Origin of the sequence: Paenibacillus zanthoxyli JH29, from assembly GCF_000520715.1 — a bacterium.
Lineage (GTDB): Bacteria > Bacillota > Bacilli > Paenibacillales > Paenibacillaceae > Paenibacillus_AQ > Paenibacillus_AQ zanthoxyli.
Genome location: NZ_ASSD01000021.1, coordinates 1 through 8,365 on the forward strand (window position 1 = coordinate 1; position 8,365 = coordinate 8,365).

Consider the following 8,365-nt stretch of genomic DNA (forward strand, 5'->3'; position numbering starts at 1 on the left):
GGAGGCGATTGCCGGAGGGGTCACAATTTTCCAATTCCGCGAAAAAGGTCCCGGCGCGCTCACCGGCGAGGCCAAGTTTAATCTGGCGCGGGAGCTTCAAGGGATATGCCGCGCACATGGCGTGCCATTTATCGTCAACGACGATATCGACCTGGCGATTCAGCTTGACGCCGACGGCGTGCATGTCGGCCAGGACGACGAGCCGGCACGGGTTCTTCGCGAGAAGTTGGGCAGCCGTAAGATCATCGGTGTGTCCGCGCATACGCCTGAGGAGGTGCGGCAGGCCATTGACGACGGGGCCGACTATCTCGGAATCGGCCCGGTCTATCCTACATCCTCGAAGGACGACGCCAGACCGGTACAGGGCACGATTCTGATTCAGAATCTGCGCAAAGCAGGAATTACCATTCCCCTTGTCGGCATCGGCGGTATTACCGCAGACAACGCCGCCCGCGTCTTTGCGGCGGGTGCGGACGGCGTCTCGGTCATTTCGGCCATTGCCGGGGCCGATCATCCGCAGGCAGCGGCGGCAGCGTTTGCGCGGCTTGCCGCCCGGTAAGCCGCGCCCGGCAGGCCCGAGCGGATCAATCGTCTTCCATTCGCTTCGCTCCAGCGAGGAACTATAACTATACAAAAAATGACATTCAAACCAACAACGGTTTGAATGTCATTTTTACGTTTTGCCGCGGCTTGTCCAGCCTAGATTACAGCGGCCTGGCTCAGCTTTTTATCCAAGATCGATTTGATATCCTTAACCAGTTGGACCGATGCTTCTATTTCTACTTTCCTTGTCGAGACACTCTCTACACTGCATCCGACAGGTATTCCCTTCTCCAATCCAAATTCCAGTAGTTCCGCAAAGATTTTTTGAGTCAATCCTATCGACTTATCCAATACATCACTGGAGTATTTCAAGTCGTTCTCCAGCCATTTCGGAATGCTTATGCCGAGCCATTTCATAAATTCAAGCGTTTTTGGAGAACCGCAAGGTGCGATATTAAATAAAATGGGCACCATTTCCAGCCCGTTATTTGTGCAGAAGTAAAAATAATCGGACAAGAAATTTTTCGACGCCTCTACATCATAAGTTGCCTGCGATACGAAAAAGCTGCATCCGCTTTGTACTTTATTGGCTACCCGTATATGCTCGTCATTTTTTTTCATATGTCTCTCGGGAATGACAACTCCCCCAAAAGTTAAATCCCGATTATGCTGGTTGCTTAAACGATAGGCTTCTGTCAAATCCAATTTAACCTTTTGCTGACTGGAAGAACTGCCCACAAACACAGTGAACCGGTCCTGATCCACATCGGATTTAATCCAATCCGTCAGCTGTGCTTCCGAATACTTGCCTACGCAGCGATAAATAATTTTTGGAACAGATAATTGACTGAGATACACATTACTATACGTGGTCGGGTCAATGGTCTGTAAATAGGGAAAAGGTCTTTCTTGTTCCATTCGATCCGCTTCTTCCTGAACATCGTAAAGAATTAAGGCGTCTATGTCCAGATCACGAATTCTTTCACACTGCTTTTGTGAAATTTCTGCAATCTTTTCCGGGGGATGGGTTGCCTTCGGCGGCGTCATTCCATATGTTAAAATGCCGGTCTCTTTATTCCTTATTTTTTCTTTCAGCCTATTCTTCATATCTTCAACCTGCCAATCTCTAAATTAGATGAACTTAATATTTTCTCATCAGATATCAGTCGTAACTACGAGGAATGTTTGGACTTCCGGCCGCTGTTGTCCCCAGATTTCTTGATTGAAACCGTTCTATATGGATGAAATCCGGAGACAAAGGCGGTCGCTATCGCTCCTACAGTTCCAAACTTCCCCTTCGTTACTCCTTACCCTGATGTCATTATTCAAGTTCATCAATATTAATATTAATTCAACTCAAATTTCTCAAATCCTTTTATATGTCACCGCTGCTTCAGCAGCGAAAATATCATCTCCCGGAACAGCTCAAGGTCGGCCTCAAGGCACACCTCGGCATTCGGCTCCTTTTTTAGGATATTGTTCTGGTCGACAAGGCTGTAGCCTTTGGTTAGCTCGCTCTTATGCTCCACATCGATGTAAAAGCGGTTCGACCGGGCCATGACCCGGTTGTCGATAGCCATGGCGACCGTAAGCGTATCCGGATGGGACAGCCGGCGATATCCGAGCTGCTTAAGCCCCCGTTCCATATTGGTCCGCAGCACCTTCATGTAGAAACGGGCAAACTCGGTATCCATGGATTCGATCAAGCGGAGATGCTCCTCCGCCATGACCGGCTGCCGGTGGCACACATCCCAGCCGACCATCGTCAGATTGAAACCGGCATGGACGACGATATGCGCCGCTTCAGGATCGACGAGGAAATTGAATTCCGCCGCCGGGCTGTCATTGCCTATATAATTATTCGCTCCGCCCATCACCCACAGATGCTTCAGCTTTCCGGCAATGGACGGGTCAAGCGAATAGGCAAGCGCCAGATTGGTTAGCGGCGCCTGCGCGATCATCTCGATCTCTCCTGGATACTCGTTGATCAGCCGGACAATCGCATTGGCCGCATGCTCCTCCTGAGGCTTCAGCGAAGGCTCGGGAAAGTTCGAGCCGCCCATCCCGTCCGGGCCATGCACATGCTCGGCGGTGAACAGCCCCCGCATCAGCGGCTTGACCGCGCCGGGATACACCGGCACATCGGAACGCTCCGCCGTTTCCAGCGTGGTCAGCGCATTGCGCGTGCACAGGTGCAGCGGAATGTTGCCCGCAACCGTTGTAATGGCCTTGACCTCCACTCCCGGCCAGCGAAGCGCCAGCAGCAGAGCGGTACAATCATCGCCAGCCGTATCGGTGTCTATCATCAGTATTTTACGTTTTTCCATATGATCATCACTCCGTCTCACTAATTTCAGCAGCTCTCCTGTAATAAAATGTGACATTTACCACAGATGATTCTATGAAATTCTGCTCAATCGAAGCCTATTATAACAAGGAACGAATAATTTATAAACTTTTTTGCTTAAAAATTAAATAGATGTGAGATTATATAGCATCCTCTATCTTTTTGCGAAATGAAAACAAACAGGTTACGATAGACAATAGATTCAAATAACTGTCAGGAGGTCCCGCATGATCGACAAAAGCATCACCGAGGGAGTCATTCGTACACGCACAAAGCTGCGGCAGCAAGCGCTGATCTCGGTTTTTAATGAGTTTGACGGCAAAATTATGAAGCTTGGCAACGGCGACAGAGCGGAAAAATACAATAAAATGCTGCTGAGTCCGTTCTCCTTTTATCGCGGAAGCGCCTATTTGTTTTATTTTGATGCCACACGCCAGTATTTCCCCTACCACTCCTCTCCCGAGCGTCCAACCTGGATTCAAGGAGATTTGCATTTCGAGAATTTCGGCGCTTTTCGGAGCGAAGACGGAAATCTCGTCTATGATGTCAATGATTTTGACGAAGGCTATATGGGCTCCTACCTCTACGACCTCCTGCGGATGTCCGTCAGCATTTCATTAGTCTGCCGACAGCTCGGTTACAGCCTTGAAGAACAGTGGAACGGCATCGAAACGTATGTAAAGGAATATTACAAACAGATTCAGAATTTTTGTGATGAAAAGGATGATCCGGGCAAATTCATCATCGATGAGGATTCGGCCAAAGGTCCGGTGAAGAAGCTGCTGAAAAAGCTGGAGAAACGCAAAAGCGCGCATTTTCTGGACAAAGTGACCTCGCTCATGCAGGATGACCGGATATTCCTCGAAACAGACGAGCTGAAAGTGCCCGGCGCGGCCGAACAGGAGATGCTGGAGCATGCTTGGCCGTTCTATCAGGATACGCTGAATTCCCGTAAAAAAGCTCCCGAACATTATAAAATCAAGGATATCGCGGTGAAGCACGGTTCAGGGACGGCATCAATCGGATTGGACCGCTACTATATATTGATCGAGGGTGAAGGGCAAAAGGGCGCGGAGGACGCGGTTCTGGAGGCCAAAGAGGTGCGCGTTCCGATTCCAGCTTATTTCATGCCGTATTCAGAATCCTTCTGGCATTATTTCGGGCATCAGGGCAAGCGTGTCACGGCAACCCAGCAGGCCATGCATCATAAAGCCGACCCCTACCTCGGCTTCTTCACAATGGATGACCGGCATTTCTATGTCAGAGAGCGTTCGCCCTACAAAAAAAGAATTAAGCTTGAGGAAATCGATTCGTTCGAGGACATGGAGCGCACACTTACAATCATGGCCCGGCTTACGGCCAAGCTGCACGCCAGGGCGGACGCCGATGTGAACAAAGGTCTTCTCCCCTATCACAGCGAGAAAGAAATCGCCAGAGCAATGGGACCGGACCCCGATCTTCCCGCCCGTCACCTATCGCACTGGGCCGCCGCCTATGCCGACCAGGTAGAGATCGATTATAAGCTGTTCAAGGAATGGGCGGAATCGGGCGGCTATGGATCAGGTAATGACTCGATATAAAAAGAACGAGGCTGTCACAAAAAAGAAGCCCTCCTTTGGAATGGTTGCTCGACACTTCCATTTTGCCAAAGTAAGGCTTCTTTTGTGTTTTGATATCGTAGAAGATTTCGTGATGAGCAGCGGAGAGGACGGAGCGATTGTGGAAAAGCGGCAGCCGTCGCCTTTGTGTCCGATTGGAACAACGATCCGTTCGCGCAGCGTCCATACCGAGTGCTCAAGTTGATACTACTCCAAATTAAGCGGTGATCATAACGTCTCGTCAGCTTTCTCTCTTAAGCAGATTGCTGTTGGCGATATACAGCGTGATCACCAGCAGCAGAATGGCACCCGAATAAATCAATGTGTCCGATGGGCTTTCATGATCAATAATAATGAGCCGGATCATCGCCGTAATGCCGATATAGACGAAGTAACGGAGCGGGAAATGATAATGAGCTTCAAAGTACTTGATAATCAGGGCAATGAACTCGAAATACAAAAAATAAATCAGCAGAGCCTCCAGCAAGTCTATTTTGGTCAGATGCTCGCCATCATTGATAAAGCCGAAAATATAAATCGTCTCCTTACCAAGCAGGATGACAAGGATGAGTGCTAATACGACCAGCGCCACATTAAGTGCCCATTGCAGAATAATCGGAATGTACGCGATATTATTTTTTGTCTTCACAAGATCACCTCCCGCCTGAAAGTTTCCACAAGTATAATGGAGATTTCGTTTTCAAAGCAAGTCTATGTTCAAAGGCGGAAATTATGAGAGGACTCTAGATATGAATTTTACTTATGCGGTTACGGGGGGTTTGCGGCGCTGCTTGCGGGCAGACTGGCATTGCGGACCGTTCGCGGGTATACTGGTTATACCTTTCAATTGCCCATTATTACGCCAAAAGGGGAACTTTATTTATGCCGATTAACCGACCTTTGATCACCGACCGCGACTTTCAGGAGGCGATGGAACGGCAGCTTCCCGTTCGCGTGTTCCAGAATGATCACTTGATCAATTCAGGCGCGACGGTGATCCGTTTCACCGATACGGACGTCATCATCCAGTCAAAAGTCAGCGACCTGACCTACTACTCGCGAAAAGACTGCGAATTCTTCGAGGTAAGATAGTTTATGCATGAATGGGTCCGGCGGTCTGCGAATAACGCGCTGGACAGCAAAAAGCCGGCAATCCGTCATCATGGCGGGTCACCGGCCTATTTTTTGAGTTTACCGATTATTTTTATTCAAATTCGCACCGCCGGAGCTCATCTTCTCATTGAGGATGTCCTGAAAGCTCCGGCTTTTTTCATTATCGATTTCCCGCTTTTGGGTGACAGATGGATGTGGCCTGAAATACTGCTCATTGAATGTCATAATGTTATGTACCGATAAGATCATTGCCCTCGGCCTCCTTTGTTATTCGCTCATTGCTGTTCGCTCTTTGTTTGCGTGTTTATTACCCGATTCTTTCCATACTTAAACATTTTTAATGCATTTCCGGAAAAATAGCTGTATAGTCACAAGCACCGTACTGCAGCCTATCCCGCAAGTCCCAGACCCTCTGTCCTAAGCGGTTAGGCTGTTACTGTTCGCTGGGATTCGTAAAGGAAATTTCATAGCTTCTGCTGTCCCATTTAAGCGAAGTACCCAAGCTTTGCGCCAGCTCTTCCGCCGGCACAAGCAGCGTATAACTGACTTTAAAGGACCCCGCAGTCGGCACAACGATGCTCCGGCCATGACCTATCATGGTAATAGATCCGTCATTTGCGGCTTTGATCGTATAACCCAGCTCTTCGGCGACGGCTTTAAGCGGAACGAACAGCTTTCCGTCCCTATAAAGCGGCGGTTGGGTCGGATTCAGCAGTACACCGCCTACCCGAAGAGAAACTGGCTTTACAATCGGTGAAGCCGTGAAAGGACGCGATTCATTCACGCCAATACCTAGCTGACCGAACAGATTCGTTCCCCAGGACATTGCCGTTCCATCCGCAAGTACGGCGTAGTGGCTGTTCTCACCTTCGGCGAAGGAGACAGGCCCTTGAATCCCATTCATTTGACGGGGTCTCGTAAAGGCCAGCTTGTCAGATAAGTAATCCCGCTTCCATGTCCACAGCGAGCCGTCCTTCCTGATCGCCGCAAGCCCTCCGAAATTTAGCGTCAGCCTAGAAATACCGCTGTCCGGCGACCCTATGCGGCACATTGCTCCAATTCGCCGGCCCTGCGGTTCCATTCGCAAATTGACCGGAATAATTGCTTCCCCATGACCAGACTGCGCCGTCTTTGCCAAGAGCAAAGGCACTGCCGCCCCAGAAGCCGGGCTCCGCCGCAATTTCCTTGATCCCTGACAGCTTTGCCGGGGAGAACACCGGAGACTGAACCGCCTCCGCAGAAACCGGCAGTGCAGCAGATACTATTGTAGAGGCAAGCAACAGACCTGACAGATGTTTCATTCGTTTCTTAATAGACATCTGGTCTCTTCCCTTCTCCATGCCATTACAGCCTGAAATGCTTTAATCTATAGACGCGGCGAAGCGGAACAAAGTTTCCTGATTCAGCCCAAAACCGTTCTTTCGGCTTATCAGGAGCTGACAAATGAACTACGATCAATGATCAGGGTCATGGGATGCGGATTTTTGTGAGGGTAAGTTATCACAGGATAAAATGGTACATTTGTATGGGTAGAGGTCCTAACCCGAAATAACGGAGCTTTGGCGTAATAGGGCAATATCAAGTGATCGTGACTTTTAAGCGCAGCGTCTTGCAAAACAACTGTCTTGCAAACCAGCTATAGTGCAGGTTTTTTCATCGAAAGCGTAAGTGAACAGGAAATTCCTGCTAACGTACAGGCATTTGGGGCTGTTGTAACTGTAATTGCAGGTGAACGTGTAAAAAACTGCACTTTTTCAGGCATGTAATTATTGATGAGAGGTGAAGACGTAAAAAGATGCACCGTTGCAGGTCTTTTCTGCAGTATTCTGCCCATCGCTCCCCGCTGCGGTTCGAATCGAAGCTATGGCCGCAATTACAGCTGCCATTTTCTGCCGCTGAAAAGAATGATATAATAATGTGAATTATTGCCTATTGCAGACATACGGGCATCACTATTTTTTGGAGGGGAATCATGGTTAAATTTATCGGTTTTATGCTTCTGTGGAATTTGGTGGGGAATCCGTTTCTCGCGCTGATTATCCTGCTTGCGGTGCTGTATTTTATCGACCGCCGTTACGTGGGGATCTTCCCGAGTATCGCCCGGCCTTTTCGCAGAGCAAGACAAAGCTCCAGACTACGCACACAAATCTCGCTTAACCCCAATGATGTTTCTTCCAAGTTCGAGCTGGCCCGTCTATTGGCCGAACGCAAGAAATTCCGGGAAGCGCAAGAGCTTCTGCTGCAAATAGGGGACCGCTACGAGCAGTCCGCCGAATATTGGGTCGATCTGGGATATGCGAATATAAAGCTTGGACAGCTGGAGGAAGGGGAAAGCCAGATGCTGCGCGGACTGGAGATCAACCAGAGAGTGCAGTACGGTCAGCCTTATCTCCGGCTTGCGGAAGGCTTCCGGCAGAGTGACCGCGATAAATCGCTTCATTATTTGCACGAGTTCAAGGAGATTCAGTCTTCCTCCAGCGAAGCGTATTATTTGCTCGGTTCGATGTACAAGGCGCTCGGTCAGAATACCGAAGCGAAGCAGGCTTTTACCGAGTCTATCGATGTCTACCGTTCGCTGCCGAGATACAAGAAGCGTCAAGAGCGCGGCTGGGCGGTGCGCAGCTTCTTCGGAAGAATAAGCTAGCCCTAAAAAATCCGGTACAGCATACAAGAACCCCCGGTGCTTCTACCAAGGCATCTGCGGAGGTTCTTGTTCGTCATCGGCCAGAGCGGCTAGGATATAAAGCTGCGCAGCCAGTCCGCC

The 8,365-nt window shown here is 49.5% G+C and carries 9 protein-coding genes; 4 read left to right on the plus strand and 5 right to left on the minus strand.

The annotated features are described in order from the left end of the window. On the plus strand, window positions 1-559 hold a 559-nt coding region (gene thiE, locus L691_RS0101010; RefSeq protein WP_025688213.1), incomplete at its 5' end, for a thiamine phosphate synthase. A gap of 140 nt (window positions 560-699) precedes the next feature. On the opposite strand, the gene L691_RS0101015 is transcribed toward thiE, so the two are convergent. Then, window positions 700-1,650: a methylenetetrahydrofolate reductase gene (locus L691_RS0101015; protein ID WP_036734560.1), complete on the minus strand. Its 951-nt coding sequence runs from the start codon at window positions 1,648-1,650 to the stop codon at window positions 700-702. A 275-nt stretch (window positions 1,651-1,925) separates the two neighbouring features. Continuing rightward, window positions 1,926-2,870 (minus strand): nucleoside hydrolase, encoded by a 945-nt coding sequence (locus tag L691_RS0101020; RefSeq protein WP_025688215.1) that lies wholly within the window; start codon window positions 2,868-2,870, stop codon window positions 1,926-1,928. Window positions 2,871-3,117: 247 nt separating this feature from the next. Here L691_RS0101020 and L691_RS0101025 point away from each other — a divergent pair, with 247 nt between their 5' ends. Further along, entirely contained in the window at window positions 3,118-4,470 is a 1,353-nt protein-coding gene (locus L691_RS0101025; protein ID WP_025688216.1) for a DUF2252 domain-containing protein, read from the plus strand. Window positions 4,471-4,729: 259 nt separating this feature from the next. Here L691_RS0101025 and psiE read toward each other — a convergent pair whose 3' ends face one another. Further along, window positions 4,730-5,137 (minus strand): phosphate-starvation-inducible protein PsiE, encoded by a 408-nt coding sequence (gene psiE / locus L691_RS0101030; protein WP_025688217.1) that lies wholly within the window; start codon window positions 5,135-5,137, stop codon window positions 4,730-4,732. 233 nt (window positions 5,138-5,370) lie between these two features. Here psiE and L691_RS0101035 point away from each other — a divergent pair, with 233 nt between their 5' ends. Further along, the gene (locus L691_RS0101035) at window positions 5,371-5,580 is read left to right on the plus strand and encodes a hypothetical protein (protein ID WP_025688218.1); all 210 of its coding nucleotides are present in this window, start codon (window positions 5,371-5,373) and stop codon (window positions 5,578-5,580) included. Between the two features lie 454 nt (window positions 5,581-6,034). Here L691_RS0101035 and L691_RS27455 read toward each other — a convergent pair whose 3' ends face one another. Together L691_RS27455 and L691_RS0101050 are read right to left on the minus strand one after the other, a co-directional pair. Next, a complete protein-coding gene (locus L691_RS27455) occupies window positions 6,035-6,652 on the minus strand; it encodes a stalk domain-containing protein (RefSeq protein WP_036734564.1) in 618 nt (205 codons plus the stop codon). Further along, window positions 6,615-6,920: an RCC1 domain-containing protein gene (locus L691_RS0101050; protein ID WP_025688221.1), complete on the minus strand. Its 306-nt coding sequence runs from the start codon at window positions 6,918-6,920 to the stop codon at window positions 6,615-6,617. The genes L691_RS27455 and L691_RS0101050 overlap by 38 nt, the downstream gene beginning before the upstream one ends. 653 nt (window positions 6,921-7,573) lie before the next feature. On the opposite strand from L691_RS0101050, the gene L691_RS0101055 reads away from it, so the two are divergent. Then, window positions 7,574-8,245, plus strand: coding sequence for a tetratricopeptide repeat protein (locus L691_RS0101055; RefSeq protein WP_036734567.1), 672 nt, complete (start codon window positions 7,574-7,576; stop codon window positions 8,243-8,245). Window positions 8,246-8,365 lie beyond the last annotated feature (120 nt).